The following is an 18,880-nucleotide window of genomic DNA, read 5'->3' on the forward strand; positions in this document are numbered from 1 at the left end:
TCTCGGCAGGAGAGCAGCATGAAGCAGACGCAGTACGTGGCCCGCGAGCCCGACGCGCACGGATTTATCGAGTATTCAGCCGAAGAACACGCGGTGTGGAATACCTTGATCACGCGCCAACTGAAGGTCATTGAAGGCCGCGCCTGCCAGGAATACCTGGACGGCATCGACAAGCTAGGCCTGCCCCACGAGCGCATCCCGCAACTGGACGAAATCAACCAGGTGCTGGGCGCCACCACCGGCTGGCAAGTGGCCCGGGTGCCGGCGCTGATCCCCTTCCAGACCTTCTTCGAACTGCTGGCCAGTAAACGCTTCCCGGTTGCCACCTTTATTCGCACCCGCGAAGAACTGGACTACCTGCAAGAGCCGGACATCTTCCACGAGATCTTTGGCCATTGCCCGCTGCTGACCAACCCCTGGTTCGCCGAATTCACCCACACCTACGGCAAGCTCGGCCTACAGGCCACCAAGGAAGAACGGGTGTACCTGGCGCGCCTGTACTGGATGACCATCGAATTCGGCCTGCTGGACACACCCCAGGGCCAGCGCATCTATGGCGGCGGCATCCTGTCCTCTCCAAAGGAGACGGTGTACAGCCTCTCCAGCGAGCCAGAGCACCAGGCGTTCGACCCATTGGAAGCCATGCGCACGCCGTACCGTATCGATATCCTGCAACCGATCTACTTCGTCCTGCCCAGCCTCAAGCGCCTGTTCGACCTGGCCCAGGAAGACATCATGGCCCTGGTTCACCAGGGCATGCAGGTGGGGCTGCACGCGCCGAAGTTTCCACCCAAACCCAAGGCCGCCTGAACCGGTCGCCCTCCCGCGCGGCCTGCCAACCCCGTCATCGCCAACCAGCATTCAACCCAGGAACCCACCATGACCGCTCTCAACCAAGCCCACTGCGAAGCCTGCCGTGCCGACGCACCGCACGTCAGCGACGAAGAACTGCCGGTATTGATCAAGCAGATCCCGGACTGGAACATCGAGGTCCGCGACGGCGTGATGCAACTGGAGAAAGTCTTCCTGTTCAAGAACTTCAAATTTGCCCTGGCGTTCACCAATGCCATGGGCGAAATCTCCGAAGCTGAAGGCCACCACCCGGGCCTGCTCACCGAATGGGGCAAAGTCACCGTGACCTGGTGGAGCCACTCGATCAAAGGCCTGCACCGCAACGACTTCATCATGGCCGCCCGCACCGATGAAGTGGCCCAGACCGCCGAAGGCCGCAAGTAATACCCTTCAAGGGAGTTGCCCGCGCGCGACTTGAGGATGAAATCCCTTTCATCCTCAAGTCGCGATAAAAAATCTAATTGTCATTTCCAGTGCTGTATCCTGCCCAGGCTTTTTAAAAGCGCGGATCTACCCAGCGATTTAAAAAACAGACCTTGCGAGGAGCAACGAACATGCACGAGATTCCTAATCTCCCCTTCCCAAGCCTGCACGAAACTGAGCAGACAACCCCGCAACAAGCCGGCGCCCAACAGCCCGAGCCGAAATCTGCCGACAGCCGCAAGGCCGACAGCGAAGACTGAAAAAGCACTCCAGACCGTGTGGAAAGCGCTCCTTCATGCGCTTTCCACACCGCCTGAAACACCTGCCAATGAGCCCGACCATGACCGACCTCTCCAGCGAAACCCAAGCCAGCGTCCTGATTGGCACCGCGGAAAAAATGATCGACGTCTGGAACCGTCTCAGCAAAGAAAAGCAGGCCGTCCTGCTGGCCCGTTTCGGCACTCAGGAAAACGCCCTTGCCGCCCTGGTCACCACCCAATTGCTGGCACCCGATCAGCCCTGATCGTCTCCACGCACAGAAACATCTGAACAGCGCGTCGATTTCTACCCCAGATTCCCCCCAAGCATCGGTATCATAAGCAGCCTATCTATCCTGCTGCGCCAGTGGACCTTTACCCATGCCAGATACCCAGCGACCCATGGCGGTCACGCTGCAAGTCGTTTCCATCGTCCTTTTCACCTTTATCGGCTACCTGAACATCGGCATTCCCCTGGCCGTATTGCCGGGCTACGTCCACAGCGACCTGGGCTTCGGTGCGGTGATCGCCGGCCTGGTGATCAGCGTGCAGTACCTGGCCACTCTGCTCAGCCGACCCTACGCCGGCAAAATCATCGACAACCTGGGCAGCAAGCGCGCAGTGATGTACGGCCTTGCCGGTTGCGGCCTGAGCGGCGTATTCATGCTGCTTTCGGCATGGCTGCACAACCTTCCGGCACTGAGCCTGGCGTGCCTGTTGATCGGCCGACTGGTGCTGGGCAGCGCGGAGAGCCTGGTGGGCTCGGGCTCCATCGGCTGGGGTATCGGCCGGGTCGCGCGCAGAACACGGCCAAGGTGATTTCCTGGAACGGTATCGCCAGCTACGGCGCACTGGCCATCGGCGCGCCATTCGGGGTTTGGCTGGTGGACCGGCTGGGACTCTGGAGCATGGGCGTGAGCATCATCCTGCTGGCGGTGATCGGTCTGGCACTGGCCTGGCCTAAAGTCGCTGCGCCCATCGTTGCCGGTGAACGCCTGCCCTTCATGCATGTGCTGGGGCGGGTGCTGCCCCACGGTTGCGGCCTGGCTCTGGGCTCCATCGGCTTCGGCACCATCGCCACCTTTATCACCCTGTATTACACCGCCCAGCACTGGTCCAACGCGGTGCTGTGCCTGAGCCTGTTCGGCGCCAGCTTTATTGGCGCACGGCTGCTGTTCGGCAATCTGATCAACCGCCTGGGCGGTTTTCGTGTGGCCATCGCCTGCCTCTCGGTGGAAACCCTCGGGCTATTGCTGCTATGGCTGGCGCCTGACGCCCATTGGGCCCTGGCCGGTGCAGCCTTGAGCGGTTTTGGCTTCTCCCTGGTGTTCCCGGCCCTGGGGGTCGAGGCGGTAAACCTCGTGCCGGCCTCCAGCCGCGGTGCTGCGGTGGGTGCCTATTCGCTGTTTATCGACCTGTCACTGGGGATTACCGGCCCGCTGGCAGGAGCGATCGCCGCCGGCTTCGGCTTCGCCTCGATCTTCCTGTTCGCCGCCATCGCCGCCCTCAGCGGCTTGCTGCTCAGCCTTTACCTGTATCACCAGGCGCCGAAGTACCGCGAAGAACGCGACGCGCGCTAGAAATCCACCTTGCCGCGACCGGCCTTGATGCTGCCGCGCTTGGTCTTGGATTCCAGGCGACGCTTCTTCGAGCCCAGGGTCGGCTTGGTCGGACGGCGTTTCTTTTCCACCTTGGTGGCGCTGAGGATCAGCTCGGTAAGGCGCTCCAGGGCATCGGCGCGATTCTGCTCCTGGGTGCGGTATTGCTGGGCCTTTATGATGATCACGCCGTCGCTGGTGATACGGCTGTCACTCAGGGCCAGCAGGCGTTCCTTATAGAACGGCGGCAAGGACGACGCGGGGATGTCAAAGCGCAGGTGCACAGCGCTGGAGACCTTGTTGACGTTCTGCCCACCGGCGCCCTGGGCACGAATGGCAGTCAATTCGATCTCGGCATCGGCCAGGTGCACGTTGTTGGAAATCACCAGCATGGAACGGGTATCCGTGTTAAGGGCCCACAGGATACGCCAGAAATGACAAACCCGGCCGGGGCCGGGTTTGTCGGGGTAAGCTGAGGCGCTATTTCAGCGAAGTGTTGGCCGCCGATTGTGGGCCCTGGGCACGGCGCTTGTTCTTGATCCAGTAACAGCCCCACATAAACACCAACCACACCGGGATCGCGTACACGGACACCTGAATGCCCGGGATCATCAGCATGATGCCAAGGATAAACACCACGAACGCCAGGCAGAAGTAGTTGCCGTAGGGGTACCACAACGCCTTGAACAGCGGTGTTTGCCGGGTGCGATTCATGTGCTGGCGGAACTTGAGGTGCGAGTAGCTGATCATCGCCCAGTTGATCACCAGGGTCGCCACCACCAGGGACATCAGCAACTCCAGGGCATGCTGCGGAATCAGGTAGTTGAGCACCACCGCAATGAAGGTCACCACTGCTGATGCAAGGATCGACAGCACCGGCACGCCACGCTTATCGATCTTGGCCAGGACCCTCGGCGCGTCGCCCTGCTCGGCCATGCCCAACAACATGCGGCTGTTGCAGTAAGTGCCGCTGTTGTAGACCGACAGGGCTGCTGTCAGAACCACGAAATTGAGAATCTGCGCCGCGGTGCTGCTACCCAGCATCGAGAACACCTGGACAAACGGGCTGCCGCTGTAAGCATCGCCGGACGCATTGAGGGTCGCCAGCAGGCTGTCCCAAGGCGTCAGGGACAACAGCACCACCAGGGCGCCGATGTAGAAAATCAGGATGCGATAGATCACCTGATTGATCGCCTTGGGAATCACGGTCTTCGGCTGGTCGGCCTCGGCAGCGGTAAAGCCAAGCATTTCCAGGCCACCGAAGGAAAACATGATGATCGCCATGGCCATCACCAGGCCGCTGACCCCATTAGGGAAGAACCCGCCGTGCTCCCAGAGGTTGCTCACCGAAGCCTGCGGGCCGCCATGGCCGCTGACCAGCAGGTAGCTGCCCAGGGCGATCATGCCGACGATGGCCACCACCTTGATGATGGCGAACCAGAACTCGGCTTCGCCGAAGACTTTGACGTTGGCCAGGTTGATCGCATTGATCATCACGAAGAACACGGCGGCCGAGACCCAGGTCGGCACGTCGGGCCACCAGTAGTGCACGTACTTGCCCACTGCCGTGAGCTCCGACATGCCCACCAGGATGTAGAGAATCCAGCAGTTCCAGCCCGACAGAAAACCGGCGAAGCCGCCCCAGTATTGATGGGCGAAGTGGCTGAAGGAGCCGGCTACGGGCTCTTCGACAATCATCTCGCCGAGCTGGCGCATGATCATGAAGGCGATAAAACCGCAGATGGCATAGCCGAGGATCATCGACGGGCCGGCGGATTTGAGCACCCCGGCAGAGCCGAGGAACAGGCCGGTACCAATCGCGCCACCGAGGGCGATCAATTGGATATGACGATTTTTCAGGCCGCGCTTCAGCTCGCCTGAAGCAGCGTTGGGTCCACTCATGAAGGGGTCTCACGCAAGGGTTGATGATGTTCGATAGACGTTGCTGCCGCAGGACGGCTTAAGCAACGCGGATCAAACCCCAGCGCAGGCACCAGGAGTTCAACGTGTTATGAACGGTCATGCGTCAGTTGGGTGACCGTTAAAACGCCGCGCATTGTACACGCCTGAACCCCAGCTGCCAGACGCCGACGCCTCAACCCTCTCGCCCCACCACGCACCCCAAAAAAAACGCCAACCCTGAGGTTGGCGTTCTTCACTTGCAGCTCGAAGCTCGAAAGCTTACCGCGAGCTTACTCCGGCTTGCGCCGACCAAAGCCCGGGCGCTGGCCGGAACCGGCCGGGGCGCCACGGCGCTTGCCCGACGGTGTGTCCTTATCCAGCACCAGGCTTGGACGCTTGGACTTCGGCGCAGGCTTGGCCGGACGCTTGTTGTCCGCTGGACGATCAGCCACCGGCGTACCGCGACCCGACTCGCCACGGCCCGCAGGACGCGGTGTACGTGGGCCACGCTCGCCATCTTGGCGTGCTGCCGGCTTGCGCCCTGGACGCTCGCCTTCGATCTGCGGCTCGCGGGCCGGGCGGGGTGCGCCGGCTGGCGCGCCATTGGCGGGACGCAAAGTCCGCACGCGCTCGCTCTTGCCCACCGGACGCGAGGATTTACGCTGCATACGCTCCAGCTTGTCCTTGCTCTTGGCGTTCAGTTGCGGCATTGCCACCGGGGTCAGGCCGACTTCAGCACTGAGGATATCCACCTCGTACTGAGTCATTTCACGCCAGCGCCCCATCGGCAGGTCGGAATTGAGGAACACCGGGCCGAAACGCACGCGCTTCAGGCGGCTGACCACCAGGCCCTGGGATTCCCACAGGCGCCGTACTTCACGGTTGCGGCCTTCCATCACCACGCAGTGGTACCAGTGGTTGAAACCTTCACCACCGGGAGCCTGCTTGATGTCGGTGAACTTGGCCGGGCCGTCTTCGAGAACCACGCCGGCTTTCAGGCGCTCGATCATCTCGTCGTCGACTTCACCACGCACACGCACTGCGTACTCGCGGTCCATCTCGTAGGACGGGTGCATCAGGCGGTTGGCCAACTCACCGTCAGTGGTGAACATCAGCAAGCCTGTGGTGTTGATGTCCAGGCGGCCGATGTTGATCCAGCGGCCTTCTTTCGGGCGCGGCAACTTGTCGAACACGGTCGGGCGGCCTTCCGGGTCGTCACGGGTGCAGATTTCGCCGTCGGGTTTGTTGTACATGATCACGCGGCGTACCGATTCGGCAGCCTCTTCACGCTTGATCACCTTGCCATCGATGGAGATGGCGTCATGCAGGTCGACGCGCAGGCCAAGGGTGGCATCTTTGCCATTGACCTTGATGCGGCCCTGGCTGATCCAGGACTCAACGTCGCGGCGCGAGCCGACGCCGATACGGGCGAGGACTTTCTGCAGTTTTTCGCCTGCTGGGCCGATTTCCTGGCTGTCTTTCTGGTCGTTATCACTCATCTGGGCACCTCCCGGTGTGTCGGTTCAGGCGCGAATGGCCTGAAGCGTGGAAAACAGGTCTTGTGGCGAAGGGATCGCCAAAGGGTCGCGAATCATACGCTCATGACAGCGGTTGCGCATCAGAGACTAGTTGATAAGTCGGCGCTCAGGCTTTTTTCCGCCGGCCGGTGGCGCGCAGTTTCAGCAGGCGCTGCGCGGCTTCGGCCAGCACCAGGCGGCGTTCGGCCTTGTCGAGTTTCTTCCAGGCCTTGATCTCGCGCTTGCTGCGACCACAGCCTATACAGATGTCATCGCTGAACTTGCAAAGGCTGATGCAGGGATCCTTGACAGCACTCATCACGCACCTCTGTAGGAACCGGCTGGCCGGCGAAAGCGCTTGCAAGGTTAGTCGTCGAACAGGCGGCGTTCGTTTTCGATGGCTTCGGCCAGGGCCAGGGCTTCAGCCTCTTCTTCACTCAGCTCAGGCTCTAGGGCCGCGACCGCGGCCAGCAGCTTGGCTCGGGCTTCAGCGACACCCAGCACATCGTCCTCGGCATCGACGGGCGCCGGTGGCTCGGGTTCAAACTCTGGTTCTGGTTCTGGTTCAGGGGCGGCAACCTCAGTCTCCAGCGGCAGTACCTCGACCGGTGGCGACGACGGGCTGTCCAGGCTGAACTCGGCGTCCGGCTCGAACGGCGCCGACAGGCCGTCGCGATGCAGGTCGTCGAAGTCGGTCTTGATCCCCTCCTCCATCGAGTCCAGTTCCAGCAGCAGCGTATGGAAGCTGGTCTCTTCCTTGGGCTCTTCCGGCTCTGCCGTGGCATCGGCCAGGGCCTGCAGGTGCGCAGGAACCGGCACATCGTCGAACTCCAGCACCGGCTCGGTCTCGATCTCGCGCAACTCCGCCAGGGGCGGCAAGTCGTCGAGGTTCTTCAGGTTGAAGTGATCGAGAAAGGCCTTGGTGGTGGCGAACATCGCCGGCCGACCGGGCACATCGCGATGGCCCACCACGCGAATCCACTCACGCTCCAGCAGAGTCTTGACGATCTGGCTGTTGACCGCCACGCCCCGCACGTCCTCGATTTCCCCCCGAGTGATGGGCTGGCGGTAAGCAATCAGAGCAAGGGTTTCCAGCATGGCGCGGGAATAGCGCTGGGGGCGCTCCTCCCACAGGCGACCCACCCAGGGCGCGAACTTTTCGCGCACTTGCAGACGGTAACCCGACGCCACCTCCTTAAGTTCAAAGGCGCGCCCATCGCAGGACTTGGCCAGCAACGCCAAGGCTTTCTTGAACACAGGCGGCTCAGGACGCTCGGCCTCTTCGAAGAGTTCGAACAGGCGCTCCATGGATTGGGGTTTTCCCGAGGCCAACAGAAAGGCTTCAAGCAGTGGCGCCAGCTCGCGGGGTTCATTCAGATTCATTGTTTCAGCTCGTTATTCGGCTCGCGCCCGCACATGGATGGCGGTAAAGGGCTCATTCTGCACCAGCTCGACCAGGGATTCCTTGACCAGTTCGAGAATCGCCATAAAGGTCACTACCACACCCAGGCGCCCTTCTTCGGCGGTGAACAGTTCGACAAAGGGCACAAAACCACCGCCCTTGAGGCGCTCCAGCACGTCACTCATGCGTTCGCGGGTGGACAAGGCCTCGCGGCTGACCTGGTGGCTTTCAAACATGTCGCCACGGCGCAGCACCTCGGCCATGGACAACAACACCTCTTCCAAGGCCACGTCCGGCAGCAGCTTGCGCGCCCGGGCTTCCGGGGCATCGAGCTTGGGCACGATGACGTCGCGACCGACCCGGCTCAAGCCGTCGATACCCTCAGCGGCAGCCTTGAAGCGCTCGTACTCCTGCAGACGCCGGATCAGCTCGGCCCGGGGGTCGTCTTCTTCCTCTTCGACCTCGGCCGAACGCGGCAGCAGCATGCGCGACTTGATCTCGGCCAGCATCGCCGCCATCACCAGGTACTCGGCGGCCAGCTCCAGGCGCACCGACTGCATCAATTCGACATAGCCCATGTATTGGCGGGTGATTTCCGCCACCGGGATGTCGAGGATGTTGATGTTCTGCTTGCGGATCAGGTACAGCAGCAAGTCCAGCGGGCCTTCGAAGGCTTCGAGGAAGACCTCCAGGGCGTCCGGCGGAATGTACAGGTCCAGGGGCATTTCCATGACCGCCTGGCCATAGACCATGGCAAACGGCAGCTCCTGCTGGGCGCCCGCTTGCTCGTCAACGGCTTCCACTGCGGACATCTAGGCCTCAGCCATGAACGGCGACGGGTCACCACAGCCAACACGAATCACTTCCGGCTCGCCATCGGACAGGTTGATCACGGTGGAGGCCTCGATGCTGCCAAAGCCGCCATCGATGATCAGGTCCACCTGATGCTCCAGCAACTGGCGCATTTCATAGGGGTCGCTCATCGCCTCGGTGTCACCGGGCATGATCAGGCTGACGCTCATCAGCGGCTCGCCCAGCTCGGCCAACAGCGCCAGGGCAATCGGGTTGCTCGGCACCCGCAGGCCGATGGTGCGGCGCTTGGGGTGCAGCAACAGCCGCGGCACTTCGCGGGTGGCGTTGAGAATAAAGGTGTAGGGGCCAGGCACATGGGCCTTGAGCAGCCGGAAAGTGCCGGTGTCGATCTTGGCGAACAGGCCCAACTGCGAGAGGTCGCTGCAGATCAGGGCAAAGTTGTGCTTGTCGTCCAATTGGCGCAGGCGACGCACGCGCTCAATCGCGCTTTTATCGCCCATCTGGCAGCCGATGGCGTACGACGAGTCCGTGGGATACACCACGACGCCGCCCGAGCGGATGATTTCCACCGCCTGCTTGATCAGGCGCGCTTGCGGGTTTTCCGCATGAATCTGGAAAAATTGACTCACATTTTCTACCTGTTCAGACGGCGGCAATAATTGGGTCATGTTTGAACCGACACCACAATGGCGGCAGGTCTTCGGGGAGCGGGCGGTACTCGCCGATCTCGGACCAGCCTCCTGGGCCATGAAAATCACTGCCGGCACTGACCAGCAGACCGAACTCACGAGCAAGGATAGCCAGGCTGCCCACTTGCTCGGCGGGTTGATAACCATTGACCACTTCGATGGCGTGGCCACCCGCTTGAATATAGTCGGCAATCAAACGGCGTCGTTTGCTGCGCGTGAAATCGTAATGCCAAGGATGGGCCAGGCTGACCCAGGCCCCTGCCGCCCGCAGCGTCTCGACGGTTTCCTCCAAGGTCGGCCAGTGTTGCTTGACGTCGCCCAGCTTGCCGGCCCCCAGCCATTTGCGGAACGCTTCGGCGCGATCCTTGACGTAGCCGGCACGCACCAGGAAATCCGCAAAGTGCGGCCGCGCCGGGGCATTGCCACTGTCCCCCAGCTCCTGCTGGATCGCCCGGGCACCTTCCAGGGCATCGGGCATCCCCTTGAGGGCGAGCTTGCGGCTTATTTCCTCGGACCTTAGCCATCGGCCATCGTGCAGTTTGGCAATCGCCGCCACCAACGACGGGGCGTTCACGTCAAACCCGTAACCCAGCACATGGATGGTGGCCCCGCCCCAAGTGCAGGACAACTCCACACCATTGACCAGATGCATGCCCAGGGCGTTCGCCGCAGCGCGCGCCTCGTCCAGGCCTTCAAGGGTGTCATGGTCGGTCAGTGCCAGGACTCGCACGCCTTTCTCAAAGGCACGCGCCACCAGAACCGCGGGCGCAAGTGCGCCGTCGGAGGCCGTGCTATGGCAATGCAAATCAACGTTCACGGGACGGTAAAACCTCAAGTCAGCTGGCGCTTTCGCTACCCAGGATGTTTGTTATTATGCCGCCACATCCTGCTTCTGGCTGCCACTGTGAAACAATTCATCGACTTCATCCCGTTGTTCCTGTTTTTCATCGTCTACAAACTCGATCCCCGCGTTGTCGACATTGCCGGTCAGCAACTCAGCGTGGGCGGCATCTACAGCGCCACGGCGGTGCTGATCATCAGCTCGCTGGTGGTCTACGGCGCGCTGTTCATTTCCCAGCGCAAGCTGGAAAAAAGCCAGTGGCTGACCCTCGTTGCCTGCCTGGTCTTCGGCAGCCTGACCCTGGCCTTCCACAGCGAAACCTTCCTCAAATGGAAAGCCCCGGTGGTTAACTGGCTGTTCGCCCTGGCCTTTATCGGCAGCCACTTCGTCGGTGATCGCCTGCTGATCAAGCGCATCATGGGCCACGCGCTGACCTTGCCGGACCCGGTCTGGACCCGCTTGAACATCGCCTGGATCGTGTTTTTCCTGTTCTGCGGTGCCGCCAACCTGTTCGTCGCATTCACTTTCCAGAGCATCTGGGTCGACTTCAAGGTCTTCGGCAGCCTGGGCATGACCGTATTGTTCCTGGTGGGCCAAGGCGTCTACCTGTCCCGTCATCTGCATGACACCGAACCCACTACGCCGAAAACCGAGGACTGACATGCTTTACGCAATCATTGCTACAGACGTCGCCAACTCCCTGGAAAACCGCCTGGCCGCACGCCCGGCGCACCTTGAGCGGCTGCAGCAGCTCAAGGGCGAAGGCCGCGTGGTACTGGCCGGTCCGCACCCTGCGGTGGACAGCAATGACCCGGGCGCTGCCGGTTTCAGCGGCAGCCTGATCGTCGCCGAGTTCGACTCCCTGGGCGCTGCCCAGGCCTGGGCCGATGCTGATCCGTATATCGCCGCCGGCGTCTATGCCAGCGTAGTGGTCAAGCCGTTCAAGCAAGTCCTGCCGTAAATCCTCTCCAACGCGGTGAACCTTCCAGGTTCATCGCGCTCTCAATCGCTCATTATTCTCGTTTGACGGCCGACAACCTGCCCAACACTCGATTGGAATCAGGAGTTCCGATGCGCCAAGGTCCGTTGTGTCTGCTGTGGGTCATGTTATCGATCGGGGCCGTCGCCCATGCCGAAGAGGCTGTGGATTCAGGCCGTTCGACGCCGCTTTCCCTGAGCGCCGGCAGCCAGATCACCGAGCTGCAGCAACGCTTGAAGGAAAGCGAGCGTCAGCGCGAGGAATTGAGCAAACAACTGCAAAGTGTCGACAACGAACGGGAAAGTGCCCAACTGACGCGCTTGCGTCAGGAGAACCAGCGCCTCAAGCTGCAACTCAAAGAGGCCCAGGCCAGTCCGTTACCGCGCTTGCTGACCGATCAGCAACAGTGGTTCGTCATCGGTGGCGCAGTTGCACTGGTGGCCCTGCTCTGCGGTATCTTCGCCAGCGGTGGACACCGCAAGCGTCGTCAATGGCTAAATTGAGTGATTCATGAGCGACCTGTTACTGATTGATGATGACCAGGAGCTGTGCGAGCTTCTGACCAGTTGGCTGAGCCAGGAAGGCTTTCAGGTCCGTGCCTGCCACGATGGCCTGAGTGCGCGCCGGGCCCTGGCCGAAACCGCCCCGGCGGCGGTGGTGCTGGACGTGATGCTGCCCGACGGCAGCGGCTTGGAACTGCTCAAGCAACTGCGCAACGACCATCCCGATCTGCCGGTGCTGATGCTCTCGGCCCGCGGCGAACCGCTGGACCGCATCCTCGGCCTGGAACTGGGCGCCGACGATTACCTGGCCAAACCCTGCGACCCACGGGAATTGACCGCCCGCCTACGCGCGGTCCTGCGCCGCAGCCATCCGGTGTCGGCGTCGAGCCAGATGGAACTGGGTGACCTGTGCTTCAGCCCGGTGCGTGGCGTGGTCAGCATCGATCAGCAAGACATCACCCTGACCGTGTCCGAAAGCCGGCTGCTCGAAGCCCTGCTCAAGCAACCTGGCGATCCCCTGGACAAGCAGGAACTGGCGCAGATTGCCCTGGGCCGCAAACTGACCTTGTACGATCGCAGCCTGGACATGCACGTCAGTAACTTGCGCAAGAAGATCGGCCCGCACCCTGACGGCCGCCCCCGCATCGTGGCCCTGCGCAGCCGCGGCTACTACTACAGCCTGTAACCCCTCCCCGTCGGCGAGCACCCGCTTACTCGCCGGCACCGGCACGCCTTGGCCCTTGGCGTGCCTGCCTTTTGTCAGTGACCGGGCAAATCCTCTTTACTCAAGCTTTACCGTCCACTGACTGCCGCTGACCTTGATCTGCGTAATCTGAACTCATCCGGAACTGACCGGGAACGAGACAAGGAGAAACACCATGCGCAAGACCCTGATCGCTCTGATGTTCGCCGCAGCCCTGCCCACCGTCGCCATGGCCATGCCGGAAGGCCCGGGCCCAATGGGTGGTCCGATGGACGGCCCACGCCACAGCGAACACATGCGGGGCAAAGGTCCCTTCGGCCAACTGGACCTGAGCCGCGAACAACGCGAGCAAATCGGCAAGTTGATGGGCGAGCAAAAACACCAACAGCGGCAACTGGTCGAGAAGTACCTGGAGAAGCTGTCGCCGGCCGACCAGAAGGCCATGAAGGACGAGATCGCGGCCAAGCACCAGAAAACCCAGGCCGATATCCGCGCCCTGCTCAAGCCTGAACAACAGAAAGAGTTCGACGCCATCCAGAAGAAACAGGCCGAGCGTCGTGCGGAATGGGCTGAATTCAAAGCCTGGAAAGCGCAGCAACCGCAAAAAGCGCAATAATGCGCCAGCGTTGATCCCAGCCCAGTGGCCTCCCCCCACTGGGCTTTCTTTGTTTGAGGACTTCCCGTGCGTTCATTGTTCTGGCGCATCCTGGCCAGCTTCTGGCTGGCCATCGCCCTGGTTGCAGGGCTGTCGATCCTGCTCGGCCACATGTTGAACCAGGATGCTTGGATTCTCAGCCGTCACCCGGGCCTCAACACCCTGGCGCAAGAGTGGACCCAGACCTTCGAGACCCAAGGTGAAGAGGCTGCCCAGGAGGTCCTGCAGCAGCGCAAGCGCCAGTACCACATCGACGTGCAAGTGCTCAACGAAAGCGGCGACCCGGTGGTCCGCGGGACCTTCCCCCGGCGAGCCGCGGCCTTCGAGGCCCGGCAGAACGACAATGATGACCGACATTTGCCCTGGCGGCGCCTGACCACCGAGTACACCAGCCCGCAAAGTGGCGACACCTACCTGCTGATTTATCGCATCGCCCACCCGGAACTGGACGCCTGGCATCGCGACAGCCTGATGTGGCCCCTCAGTGCCCTGGCCATCGCCCTGGTGGTGCTGACCCTGTTCAGCCTGCTGGTGACGCTGTCGATCACCCGCCCCCTCAGCCGCTTGCGGGGTGCGGTGCATGACCTAGGCCAAGCCACCTACCAGCAGAACAGCCTGGCGCGGCTGGCCAACCGCCGCGACGAGTTCGGCGTACTGGCCACCGACTTCAATCGGATGGGCGCACGCCTGCAGGGGCTGATCGGCAGCCAGCGTCAGTTGCTGCGGGATGTCTCCCACGAATTGCGCTCCCCCCTGGCGCGACTGCGTATCGCCCTGGCCCTGGCCGAGCGCGCTGGCCAGGAGGAGCGGGAAAAGCTCTGGCCGCGACTGACCCGCGAATGCGACCGCCTGGAAGCCTTGATCAGTGAAATCCTGGTACTGGCGCGGGTGGATGCGGATAACGCCAGCGCCGAGGACATCGACCTCAACGCCCTGATGAACAACCTGCAAAAAGACGCCCAACTGGCCTGCCCGGAACAGCACGTGCGGGTCGATGCCCCGCCGCAACTGCACCTCAAGGGCTGGCCGACCATGATCGAGCGGGCACTGGACAACCTGCTGCGCAACGCCCAGCGCTTTAACCCGAGCGGGCAGCCGATCGAGCTGGAGGCCAAGCGCCAGGGGGACAAGATTTTGCTGAGCGTACGCGATCACGGCCCGGGCGTGGACAATGAGCACCTGGGTCAACTGGGTGAGCCCTTCTACCGCGCTCCCGGGCAAACCGCGCCGGGCCATGGGCTGGGACTGGCCATTGCACGGCGTGCGGCGGAGCGCCATGGCGGCAGTCTGACCCTGGCCAACCACACCCAGGGTGGATTTATCGCCACCCTGGAGCTGCCCCTGGAGCCGGGCGCCGTGGTGTTGAATCCGTGAGATTCAGGTTGGGTGAGGCCCCGGACGGGCTCACCCAACCACCGCCAGAAACACCCGTCAGTTCGCGCCAGACCAGGCGCTGACAAACGCTGCGGTATCTTCCTTGGGGGCAACCCGGGGTTCATTCAGCGGCGTGCCCAAGTACAAGAAGGCGATGATCTCTTCACCGGCCTCCAGGCCCAAGCCCTTGGCCACATGGGCCGAATAGGACAGCTCGCCGGTGCGCCAGACCGCGCCGATCCCCTGAGCGTAAGCCGCCAGCAAAATGCCGTGGGCTGCACAGCCAGCCGCCAGTAACTGCTCGGACTTCGGCACCTTGAAGTGCTCCTGCAACCGGGCCACCACCACAACCACCAACGGCGCGCGCAACGGCATCGCACGAGCCTTGTCCAGCGCAGCCTGGGTCACGTCTGCACCTTGCAACTGCACCGCTTCTGCCAGCAACTCGCCCAGTTGCTCCCGGGCCCGGCCTTCCACGGTCAAGAAACGCCAAGGGCGCAACTGACCATGGTCCGGCGCACGCAAGGCCGCGGCGAACAATGCCTCACGTTGCGCCGCGGTGGGCGCCGGGTCCAGCAAGCGCGGCACGGAAACACGGTTGAGCAAAGCGTCGAGAGCCTCCATCGGCCACCTCCTGAAAAAAATGTCCGGCTATTCTAGGGTATCTGCCGGCGGGGTGCCGGTTTACATGGCCTGCCCCACAGGTAGAATGGCGCCCTTCCCAACCAGCCCGAGCGGATTTCATGGCGTTGCCGACCTTACGCATCATTGGTTTCATCATCGGCATCTTCTTGATCACCCTGGCTATCGCCATGGTCATTCCGATGGCAACCCTGGTGATTTTCGAACGCACCAGCGACCTGCCGTCCTTTCTCTGGGCCAGCATGATCACCTTTATTGCCGGCTTGGCCCTGGTGATCCCCGGGCGCCCGGAACATGTGCACTTGCGCCCTCGGGACATGTATTTGCTGACGGTCTCCAGTTGGGTGGTGGTGTGCATCTTTGCCGCCCTGCCGTTCCTGCTGACCCAGCACATCAGCTACACCGATTCGTTCTTCGAAAGCATGTCGGGCATCACCGCCACCGGCGCCACTGTGCTCAGCGGCCTGGACAACATGTCTCCGGGCATCCTGATGTGGCGCTCCTTGCTGCACTGGCTGGGGGGCATCGGCTTTATCGGCATGGCGGTCGCGATTCTGCCGTTGCTGCGCATCGGTGGTATGCGCCTGTTCCAGACCGAGTCTTCGGACCGTTCGGAAAAGGTCATGCCGCGCTCGCACATGGTGGCGCGCCTGATCGTCGCCGCCTACGTCGGCATCACCATCCTCGGCAGCCTGGCGTTCTGGTGGGCGGGGATGAATATATTCGATGCCATCAACCACTCGATGTCGGCCATCTCTACCGGCGGTTTCTCGACCTCGGACGCATCACTGGCACACTGGGAACAGCCCGCCGTGCATTGGGTCGCGGTGGTGGTGATGATCCTCGGCAGCCTGCCCTTCACCCTGTATGTCGCCACCCTGCGAGGCAACCGCCGGGCGCTGATCAAGGACCAACAAGTGCAAGGGCTGCTCGGCCTGCTACTGGTGACCTGGCTGGTGCTCGGCACCTGGTACTGGTGGACCACCAACCTGCACTGGCTGGACGCGTTGCGTCACGTGGCGCTGAACGTGACGTCAGTGGTCACCACCACCGGCTTTGCCCTGGGTGACTACAGCCTGTGGGGCAACTTCTCGCTGATGCTGTTCTTCTACCTGGGCTTTGTCGGCGGCTGCTCGGGCTCGACGGCAGGGGGCATCAAGATCTTCCGCTTCCAGGTCGCCTACATCCTGCTCAAGGCCAACCTCAATCAACTGATCCACCCTCGGGCAGTGATCAAGCAGAAGTACAACGGCCATCGCCTCGACGAAGAAATCGTGCGCTCGATCCTGACCTTTTCGTTCTTCTTCGCCATCACCATTTGCATGATCGCCCTGGCCTTGTCTCTGCTGGGCCTGGACTGGATGACCGCGCTGACTGGCGCTGCCAGCACCGTCTCCGGCGTCGGCCCGGGGCTGGGTGAAACCATTGGCCCGGCGGGTAATTTCTCTACCTTGCCGGATGCCGCCAAATGGATTCTGTCCCTGGGCATGCTCCTCGGCCGCCTGGAGATCATTACGGTGTTTGTGTTGTGCATTCCGGCGTTCTGGCGCCACTGACCGGCGCCGGCGACTCCTGCAAGCGCGCCCGGTACTCACTGGGCGTGGTGTCGAACCAGCGCCTGAACGCGCGAAAGAAATTGCTCGGATCGGCAAAACCCAGCAAGTAGGCGATTTCCAGCAAAGTCATGCGCGGCTGCGCCAGGTACTGCTCGGCCAGCTCACGACGAGTGTCGTCGAGCAAGGTCTGAAAGCTCGTACCCTCCTCCTGCAACCGGCGCTGCAGGGTGCGCTGGGACAGATGAAGGGTCTGCGCCACCATCTCGCGCTTGGGCTCGCCCTGAGGCAACAGCCGACATAGCACCTGGCGCGCCTGGTGGGTGACCCGGCTTTCGGAAAAACGCGCCAGGTACTCACCGGCAAAACGGTCATGCAGTAAAGCCATGGCTTCATTGGCGGTCGGCAGGGGCGCCTCCATGTCGGCACGCTCGAAAATCAGCGCATCGTAAGGCGCGTTGAACAACAGCGGTGCATGAAAGGCCTGCTTGTAGGGCTCCACATCCACAGGCTCGGCCCCCTGCACCAGCACCTTGCGCGGATGCAGCGTACGCCCGGTCAACCAGCCGCACAGCGCCAAGGCACACGCCAGGGAGGCTTCGGCGCTTTGTCGGGTCGGCGGCAGGTGATCGCCATGCACCGTCAGGATCAGGGCATACCCTTCAGGCAGCAGGCGGAAACTCAAGTCGGCGCTTTCGGCGATGATTCGCTGATAGCGCACCAGTCGCTGGAACCCCTCGGCCAGGGTCCGGCTCGACATCAGTGCATAGCCGGCCACGTGAAAGGAGGCCGGCCGCACCACCTTGCCCATGTTCAAGCCAATCGCCGGATTGCCGGAAAGCTCCACCGCACGCTGCCAAAGGCGGGTCATGGAGTCCTGGGGAAAGCGCGCATCGGGGTCGTCCAGCGCCGCGTAATCAAGCCCCAAATGCTTGAACAATGCCCGGCAATCCAGGCCGTCCATTTCCAGGGCTTTGACAATGCCCATGGCCCAGCTTGCAGAAGTCGTTCGTTCGCTCATGGCGTTTTCTTACATGGTGAGCCGCATGCCACGGCCAATATTTCAAGGATACTAAAGTGGCGCCCATTGTCACTGGCGACAACCAACGATGACTCTAGACTCAAATAGGCTGCCCGCAGCCCATCCCGCCAGCAGAACCACCACCCAAGAGAGCGCGGCCGTGGAAAACACCAGACAATTCAACAGCTTCGCCGAGTTCTACCCCTACTACCTGACGGAACACAACAACAGCACCTGCCGTCGCCTGCATTTCATTGGTACCAGCCTGGTGATCTTCATTCTCGCCTTCGCCATTGGCAAGGGGGCCTGGCTCCTGCTGCTGGCCCTGCCCCTGGCCGGCTACAGCTTCGCCTGGATCGGGCATTTCTTCTTTGAAAAGAACCGCCCCGCCACCTTCCAGCACCCGCTCTACAGCCTGCTGGGGGACTTCGTCATGTACCGCGACATGATCCTCGGCAAAGTACCCTTTTAGGCGTTACCGGACAGCCAGCCATCCCGCGCAGCCTCCGTGGCCGTGGCGCCCGGGCCTGCAGTCGAACCCTGAACAATAAGAGAGTGGCCGATGAGCACGCATGCCCGCTTCACCCATATGCAGGATGGCACCCAGGAGGACTGGGCGATCATTGCCACGGACTTCAGTGCATACGCACGACAATTGCCGGCTCGAATCCTCACCCACCTGAAGTTGCTCGACGGCGATTTTGGCGGTTTCCCGGTGGACCGCCTGACCCATTCGCTGCAAACCGCCACCCGCGCCTGGCACGACGGGCGTGATGAGGAATACGTGGTGTGCGCCTTGCTTCACGACATCGGTGACACCCTCGGCAGCTTCAACCACCCGGACATCGCCGCTGCCATTCTCAAGCCTTTCGTGAGCGCCGAAAACCTGTGGATGGTGCAGCAGCACGGGGTTTTCCAGGGCTACTACTTTTTCCACCACCTGGGCATGGACCGGCACCTGCGCGAGCAATTCAAAGAGCACCCGCTGTACCTGCGTACCGCCGAGTTCTGCGCCAAGTACGACGCCGCGGCCTTCGATCCAACCTACGACACCCTGCCCCTGAGCTTCTTCGAACCCATGCTCGAACGCCTGTTCGCCGAACCCAAAAACTCGTTGTACAAGGCGGCCATGGCATCCAACAGCGCGGCCTGACGA

The 18,880-nt window shown here is 62.1% G+C and carries 23 protein-coding genes and 1 pseudogene; 14 read left to right on the forward strand and 10 right to left on the reverse strand.

Features of this window, described 5'->3' with window-relative positions:
* Positions 1 to 18: 18 nt before the first annotated feature.
* The 5 genes and pseudogenes from phhA (at position 19) to M1B35_RS24970 (ending at position 3,112) form a co-directional block, all read left to right on the forward strand.
* Positions 19 to 810: a phenylalanine 4-monooxygenase gene (phhA, locus tag M1B35_RS24950; protein WP_268263383.1), complete on the forward strand. Its 792-nt coding sequence runs from the start codon at positions 19 to 21 to the stop codon at positions 808 to 810.
* Between the two features lie 69 nt (positions 811 to 879).
* Positions 880 to 1,236: a 4a-hydroxytetrahydrobiopterin dehydratase gene (locus M1B35_RS24955; protein WP_123330046.1), complete on the forward strand. Its 357-nt coding sequence runs from the start codon at positions 880 to 882 to the stop codon at positions 1,234 to 1,236.
* Positions 1,237 to 1,406: 170 nt separating this feature from the next.
* Positions 1,407 to 1,535 (forward strand): hypothetical protein, encoded by a 129-nt coding sequence (locus M1B35_RS24960; protein ID WP_259740358.1) that lies wholly within the window; start codon positions 1,407 to 1,409, stop codon positions 1,533 to 1,535.
* Between the two features lie 80 nt (positions 1,536 to 1,615).
* Positions 1,616 to 1,798, forward strand: coding sequence for a hypothetical protein (locus tag M1B35_RS24965; RefSeq protein WP_268263411.1), 183 nt, complete (start codon positions 1,616 to 1,618; stop codon positions 1,796 to 1,798).
* A gap of 115 nt (positions 1,799 to 1,913) precedes the next feature.
* A pseudogene (locus tag M1B35_RS24970) lies at positions 1,914 to 3,112 on the forward strand (MFS transporter).
* Here the strand turns inward: M1B35_RS24970 and arfB are convergent.
* The 8 genes from arfB to M1B35_RS25010 form a co-directional block, all read right to left on the reverse strand.
* The gene (gene arfB, locus M1B35_RS24975; protein WP_123330040.1) at positions 3,109 to 3,522 is read right to left on the reverse strand and encodes an alternative ribosome rescue aminoacyl-tRNA hydrolase ArfB; all 414 of its coding nucleotides are present in this window, start codon (positions 3,520 to 3,522) and stop codon (positions 3,109 to 3,111) included. The pseudogene M1B35_RS24970 and the gene arfB overlap by 4 nt on opposite strands.
* 88 nt (positions 3,523 to 3,610) lie before the next feature.
* Positions 3,611 to 5,032 carry an amino acid permease gene (locus M1B35_RS24980; protein ID WP_123330038.1) on the reverse strand — a complete coding sequence of 474 codons (1,422 nt, stop codon included), beginning with the start codon at positions 5,030 to 5,032 and terminating at the stop codon, positions 3,611 to 3,613.
* 290 nt (positions 5,033 to 5,322) lie between these two features.
* A complete protein-coding gene (rluB, locus tag M1B35_RS24985) occupies positions 5,323 to 6,531 on the reverse strand; it encodes a 23S rRNA pseudouridine(2605) synthase RluB (protein WP_268263384.1) in 1,209 nt (402 codons plus the stop codon).
* A gap of 145 nt (positions 6,532 to 6,676) precedes the next feature.
* Positions 6,677 to 6,868 carry a DUF1289 domain-containing protein gene (locus tag M1B35_RS24990; protein WP_268263385.1) on the reverse strand — a complete coding sequence of 64 codons (192 nt, stop codon included), beginning with the start codon at positions 6,866 to 6,868 and terminating at the stop codon, positions 6,677 to 6,679.
* A gap of 47 nt (positions 6,869 to 6,915) precedes the next feature.
* Positions 6,916 to 7,932: an SMC-Scp complex subunit ScpB gene (scpB, locus tag M1B35_RS24995; RefSeq protein WP_268263386.1), complete on the reverse strand. Its 1,017-nt coding sequence runs from the start codon at positions 7,930 to 7,932 to the stop codon at positions 6,916 to 6,918.
* A 12-nt stretch (positions 7,933 to 7,944) separates the two neighbouring features.
* Positions 7,945 to 8,643, reverse strand: a complete 699-nt coding sequence (locus M1B35_RS25000; protein WP_185039273.1) for a segregation and condensation protein A — start codon at positions 8,641 to 8,643, stop codon at positions 7,945 to 7,947.
* Positions 8,644 to 8,763: 120 nt separating this feature from the next.
* Complete coding sequence (locus M1B35_RS25005) at positions 8,764 to 9,393, reverse strand: L-threonylcarbamoyladenylate synthase (protein ID WP_123334288.1); 630 nt, start codon at positions 9,391 to 9,393, stop codon at positions 8,764 to 8,766.
* A gap of 13 nt (positions 9,394 to 9,406) precedes the next feature.
* Entirely contained in the window at positions 9,407 to 10,270 is an 864-nt protein-coding gene (locus M1B35_RS25010; RefSeq protein ID WP_123330028.1) for a PHP domain-containing protein, read from the reverse strand.
* A gap of 87 nt (positions 10,271 to 10,357) precedes the next feature.
* Here M1B35_RS25010 and M1B35_RS25015 point away from each other — a divergent pair, with 87 nt between their 5' ends.
* The 6 genes from M1B35_RS25015 to M1B35_RS25040 all read left to right on the forward strand — a co-directional run bounded on the left by M1B35_RS25015 (position 10,358) and on the right by M1B35_RS25040 (position 14,508).
* Complete coding sequence (locus M1B35_RS25015) at positions 10,358 to 10,954, forward strand: septation protein A (RefSeq protein ID WP_268263387.1); 597 nt, start codon at positions 10,358 to 10,360, stop codon at positions 10,952 to 10,954.
* A 1-nt stretch (position 10,955) separates the two neighbouring features.
* Positions 10,956 to 11,255 carry a YciI family protein gene (locus M1B35_RS25020; protein WP_123330023.1) on the forward strand — a complete coding sequence of 100 codons (300 nt, stop codon included), beginning with the start codon at positions 10,956 to 10,958 and terminating at the stop codon, positions 11,253 to 11,255.
* A gap of 110 nt (positions 11,256 to 11,365) precedes the next feature.
* Positions 11,366 to 11,776, forward strand: a complete 411-nt coding sequence (locus M1B35_RS25025; protein WP_123330021.1) for an SH3 domain-containing protein — start codon at positions 11,366 to 11,368, stop codon at positions 11,774 to 11,776.
* Between the two features lie 7 nt (positions 11,777 to 11,783).
* On the forward strand, positions 11,784 to 12,461 hold the full coding sequence (locus tag M1B35_RS25030; RefSeq protein WP_268263388.1) for a response regulator transcription factor: 678 nt from the start codon (positions 11,784 to 11,786) through the stop codon (positions 12,459 to 12,461).
* A gap of 193 nt (positions 12,462 to 12,654) precedes the next feature.
* The gene (locus M1B35_RS25035; protein WP_123330017.1) at positions 12,655 to 13,095 is read left to right on the forward strand and encodes an LTXXQ domain protein; all 441 of its coding nucleotides are present in this window, start codon (positions 12,655 to 12,657) and stop codon (positions 13,093 to 13,095) included.
* Between the two features lie 66 nt (positions 13,096 to 13,161).
* Entirely contained in the window at positions 13,162 to 14,508 is a 1,347-nt protein-coding gene (locus M1B35_RS25040) for a sensor histidine kinase (RefSeq protein ID WP_268263389.1), read from the forward strand.
* 57 nt (positions 14,509 to 14,565) lie between these two features.
* Here the strand turns inward: M1B35_RS25040 and M1B35_RS25045 are convergent, their stop codons facing one another.
* The gene (locus M1B35_RS25045) at positions 14,566 to 15,132 is read right to left on the reverse strand and encodes a nitroreductase family protein (protein ID WP_123330013.1); all 567 of its coding nucleotides are present in this window, start codon (positions 15,130 to 15,132) and stop codon (positions 14,566 to 14,568) included.
* Positions 15,133 to 15,251: 119 nt separating this feature from the next.
* Between M1B35_RS25045 and M1B35_RS25050 the strand changes: the two genes are divergently transcribed.
* Positions 15,252 to 16,706 (forward strand): TrkH family potassium uptake protein, encoded by a 1,455-nt coding sequence (locus tag M1B35_RS25050; protein WP_123330011.1) that lies wholly within the window; start codon positions 15,252 to 15,254, stop codon positions 16,704 to 16,706.
* On the opposite strand, the gene M1B35_RS25055 is transcribed toward M1B35_RS25050, so the two are convergent.
* Positions 16,663 to 17,724, reverse strand: coding sequence for an AraC family transcriptional regulator (locus M1B35_RS25055; protein WP_123330009.1), 1,062 nt, complete (start codon positions 17,722 to 17,724; stop codon positions 16,663 to 16,665). The two genes, M1B35_RS25050 and M1B35_RS25055, sit on opposite strands and share 44 nt — an antisense overlap.
* A 160-nt stretch (positions 17,725 to 17,884) precedes the next feature.
* Here M1B35_RS25055 and M1B35_RS25060 point away from each other — a divergent pair, with 160 nt between their 5' ends.
* Both M1B35_RS25060 and M1B35_RS25065 read left to right on the forward strand, forming a co-directional pair.
* A complete protein-coding gene (locus tag M1B35_RS25060) occupies positions 17,885 to 18,196 on the forward strand; it encodes an Mpo1-like protein (RefSeq protein ID WP_123330007.1) in 312 nt (103 codons plus the stop codon).
* A gap of 90 nt (positions 18,197 to 18,286) precedes the next feature.
* Positions 18,287 to 18,877: an HD domain-containing protein gene (locus tag M1B35_RS25065; RefSeq protein ID WP_268263390.1), complete on the forward strand. Its 591-nt coding sequence runs from the start codon at positions 18,287 to 18,289 to the stop codon at positions 18,875 to 18,877.
* Positions 18,878 to 18,880: the final 3 nt, after the last annotated feature.

Source organism: Pseudomonas morbosilactucae, from assembly GCF_023241665.1.
GTDB lineage: Bacteria > Pseudomonadota > Gammaproteobacteria > Pseudomonadales > Pseudomonadaceae > Aquipseudomonas > Aquipseudomonas morbosilactucae.

Bases quoted from the DNA above. Each gene is read 5' to 3' on its own strand.
- phhA (WP_268263383.1), top strand. From the start codon at position 19: ATGAAGCAGACGCAGTACGTGGCCCGCGAGCCCGACGCGCACGGATTT.
- M1B35_RS24955 (WP_123330046.1), top strand. From the start codon at position 880: ATGACCGCTCTCAACCAAGCCCACTGCGAAGCCTGCCGTGCCGACGCA.
- M1B35_RS24960 (WP_259740358.1), top strand. From the start codon at position 1,407: ATGCACGAGATTCCTAATCTCCCCTTCCCAAGCCTGCACGAAACTGAG.
- M1B35_RS24965 (WP_268263411.1), top strand. From the start codon at position 1,616: ATGACCGACCTCTCCAGCGAAACCCAAGCCAGCGTCCTGATTGGCACC.
- arfB (WP_123330040.1), bottom strand. From the start codon at position 3,522: ATGCTGGTGATTTCCAACAACGTGCACCTGGCCGATGCCGAGATCGAA.
- M1B35_RS24980 (WP_123330038.1), bottom strand. From the start codon at position 5,032: ATGAGTGGACCCAACGCTGCTTCAGGCGAGCTGAAGCGCGGCCTGAAA.
- rluB (WP_268263384.1), bottom strand. From the start codon at position 6,531: ATGAGTGATAACGACCAGAAAGACAGCCAGGAAATCGGCCCAGCAGGC.
- M1B35_RS24990 (WP_268263385.1), bottom strand. From the start codon at position 6,868: ATGAGTGCTGTCAAGGATCCCTGCATCAGCCTTTGCAAGTTCAGCGAT.
- scpB (WP_268263386.1), bottom strand. From the start codon at position 7,932: ATGAATCTGAATGAACCCCGCGAGCTGGCGCCACTGCTTGAAGCCTTT.
- M1B35_RS25020 (WP_123330023.1), top strand. From the start codon at position 10,956: ATGCTTTACGCAATCATTGCTACAGACGTCGCCAACTCCCTGGAAAAC.
- M1B35_RS25025 (WP_123330021.1), top strand. From the start codon at position 11,366: ATGCGCCAAGGTCCGTTGTGTCTGCTGTGGGTCATGTTATCGATCGGG.
- M1B35_RS25030 (WP_268263388.1), top strand. From the start codon at position 11,784: ATGAGCGACCTGTTACTGATTGATGATGACCAGGAGCTGTGCGAGCTT.
- M1B35_RS25035 (WP_123330017.1), top strand. From the start codon at position 12,655: ATGCGCAAGACCCTGATCGCTCTGATGTTCGCCGCAGCCCTGCCCACC.
- M1B35_RS25045 (WP_123330013.1), bottom strand. From the start codon at position 15,132: ATGGAGGCTCTCGACGCTTTGCTCAACCGTGTTTCCGTGCCGCGCTTG.
- M1B35_RS25050 (WP_123330011.1), top strand. From the start codon at position 15,252: ATGGCGTTGCCGACCTTACGCATCATTGGTTTCATCATCGGCATCTTC.
- M1B35_RS25055 (WP_123330009.1), bottom strand. From the start codon at position 17,724: ATGAGCGAACGAACGACTTCTGCAAGCTGGGCCATGGGCATTGTCAAA.
- M1B35_RS25065 (WP_268263390.1), top strand. From the start codon at position 18,287: ATGAGCACGCATGCCCGCTTCACCCATATGCAGGATGGCACCCAGGAG.